Origin of the sequence: Thermovirga sp. (genome assembly GCA_012523215.1) — a bacterium.
GTDB lineage: Bacteria > Synergistota > Synergistia > Synergistales > Thermovirgaceae > 58-81.
In genome coordinates, this window is sequence record JAAYIZ010000159.1 from 1 (window position 1) to 2,802 (window position 2,802).

At 62.9% G+C, this 2,802-nt stretch carries 1 protein-coding gene; it reads right to left on the reverse strand.

Going from position 1 to position 2,802, the window contains the following annotated elements:
• On the reverse strand, positions 1-2,621 hold a 2,621-nt coding region (locus GX108_04260; GenBank protein ID NLO56252.1), incomplete at its 3' end, for a CoA activase.
• Between the last annotated feature and the right edge of the window lie 181 nt (positions 2,622-2,802).

Genomic DNA, 2,802 nt, shown 5'->3' on the forward strand with positions numbered 1-2,802 from the left:
TAGGCATCGTTTATCTCCTGGGCGGTGAAGCGGTATCCCACCCGGGCAAGTTCCCTTTCCAGGGATTGGACCATCTGCTTCCTGTCGCCCAGGTGCAGGACGGGACGGATGACCTTTCCCTTCTGCAACCCTAGGTCGTCCTCGGGGAGGAAGCCCTCGGCCTCGGTGTAAATGCAGAACATGTGGGAGGGACTTATCTCCCGGATACGCCTGATCAGGCTGGGTATGAAAATATAGTCTATCCCCTCTTCGCCGGCGAGCAGCGCCGTGTGCCCCGCCGACAATTTCATGGCCACGCAGAAGTCCGTGGAGGAGTGCCTGAGCCCCAGCCGCGATATTCTCTCATCTGAGACCGGTGTGAGCACCGGCAGGAACCCCAGGGACGAGAAAAGGGCCGAGGACCAGACAGCTCTTCCTCCTACGGTGGAAGTGGCGCGGCGTATCCCGATGCGGGGCCTGCCGTCGCGCTCTTCGGAACCGAGGGAATCCAGGAGGAGTCCCTGGAAATGTTTCTCCACCAGGGAGTGGAAGATCCCCACGTAGTCGGGCCTGGCCGAGCCGGACCCTTCGCTGTTGCCCAGGGGGCAGAAACCGCCCGTGACGATCTCCTCGTCCCCAATGGTGTAGATCCTGAGCTTGCACTCCCGCTTCCCGCAGGACCTGGCCCCGAAGTGCCCTAGGCAGGTCGTGTCCTGGTGGCTGAAGCCCTCCGAGGCGGCGTTCCAACCCCTGAAGGCGGAGGCGGTCCTTTGTCCCCCCTCCCTGGCTGAAAGGATGCCGTCCCTGATAAAAAGGGCGGCTCCCAGGGCTCCCAGGAGCTCCCTTCCGGGGTAGGCATGGATCTCCTGGCCCGTTACGTCCGCCATGGCAGCCAGGAAGGCCCTGCCGAGTGCCGGGCCTCCCTGGCAGGAGCACTTTTGGCCCACGAGCCTCGTGCCGCCGACGAACTTGTTGAAGTAACTGGAGGCCGTCGCCCTGACTATCGCGGCGGCTATCTCGGGCGCCGAGTGATTTTCAGCGATGAGGCGCTGCTCCTCCAGTTCCATGAAGACCCCGCAGGTGGCGTCTATCACGGGGACACGGCGCGCCTCGAGGGCCGATTCCTGGAGCGAATCGCGCACGTCCAGCCCCAGGATCGTGGACATGTTCTCCAGCGTCTGGCCGGCGCCGGCCTGGCAGGAGTAGTTCATCCTGGCCTCGTCCACCTCGTCGGTGACCCTGTCCCCGTCCCGCCTGAAGGTCGTGAATTTCATGTCTTGGCCGCCGATCTCGAAGATGGTGTCGATCCCCTCGTCCATGGACCTGGTGCCCACGGCGTGGCAGGTTATTTCGTCGACGGCTCCATCGGGAACGTAACAGCCATCTTCTTCCAGGGTCCGTCGGAGGGAAGGGCTCGCCAGGATCCTTTCGTAGAGCTTCCTGGCCGAACCGGTGGTGCAGACACCCGCCACGGGCAGGTCGCCCAGGGTTTCAGAAAGGTGTCCCATGATATCGGCCAGGGCGCCCAAGGGATCGCCGTAGGTGGGAATGTATCGGCTGCCGAGAATCTGGCCGTCCTCCAGGGAGAGGACCACGGCCTTCGTGGTGGTGGAACCGCCGTCGACGCCCAGGATCACCTCCGGTCGTCCGGGGGAGGCTTTCGCACCGTCGTCCGTGCCCGTCGAGCCGGATCCGTGGATGTGGACTCTTTCAAGGTAATCCTTCAGTGGGGGCAGGTACTGCCTCTTGGATCGGGCGACCCGCAAAGCCTCGTCGACTCTTCCTTCTTCCAGCACGAAAAGGTCGTCCCTTTCGATGGCGAGGAGCGCCGCCCCGATGGCCCCCACGTTGGCGAAATGATCGGGGCGTAACAGTTCGGAAGTCGTGAGCCTCTCGATGTGGTCGAGCAGGGGGGCGCAACCGGCGGGCCAGCCGGTGAGGATCATCCTGGCGCCGGATCTCATCTCCCTGTTGCCGATCACATCCTGGACGATGTTGGTGGCGATGGTCCGGAAAAGTCGGGCCATTATGAGGCCTCTCGGCTGCCCCTCGTTCTGGTCGTGGATGAGGTCCGACTGGAGCACGACGCCGCACCTGGCGTTGTAGGGCGCGGCTTCGGGATGGCGGCAGGCCTCCGATGCGGCCCGTTTCAGGGTTTGATCCAGGGAGCGGGAGGTCTCTTCCCTATCCGGGTAGAGCCTGCGGACCTGTTTCTCCAGGAGGGTGCCCGAACCAGCTCCGCACTTGCTGCTGGTGCTCCAGTCGAGCATGATAGGGTTGAGCCTGTCGCCGGCGACGTGAAAGAAGAAGGCGTCCCTGGCCCCCAGGTGCAGTATGGCGTCGCACCCGGGCTCGATGAACCTGGCGCCCCGGACGATGCACACGCTGTCGAACTCCCTGAGCACTCCCGGGAAGGCTTCGTCGAAGTGCCTTGATCCGATGCCCGTGAAAGATGTCGAGACCAGGGAATCCCCGGGGAAAAGGTTTGCCACCTCGGAAAGGGATTTTTTCAGGGCATCCAGGGGTTTGCCCTGGTGGAGCCAGGGGGGAGGTGAGAAGACGATGGAATGGTCGTCATCCACCACCACACGGTGGATGGCCGCCGACCCTATGTCGAAACCGGCGAAGAACCGACGGCTCATGATAGCCACCTCCCCCGAAAGATATTCGATCCTTGAGCCGAGCAGAGGCCCATTGGGTCGAATCATTATACCTCGAGAGTTTTCAGGGGATGCCTCCACCGCATCGCTGAAATATGATATTGTTGGCCGACTGGCAGGAATGAAAAATTGGGTGGAGGTGCGGCGATGCGTATCGGGACGA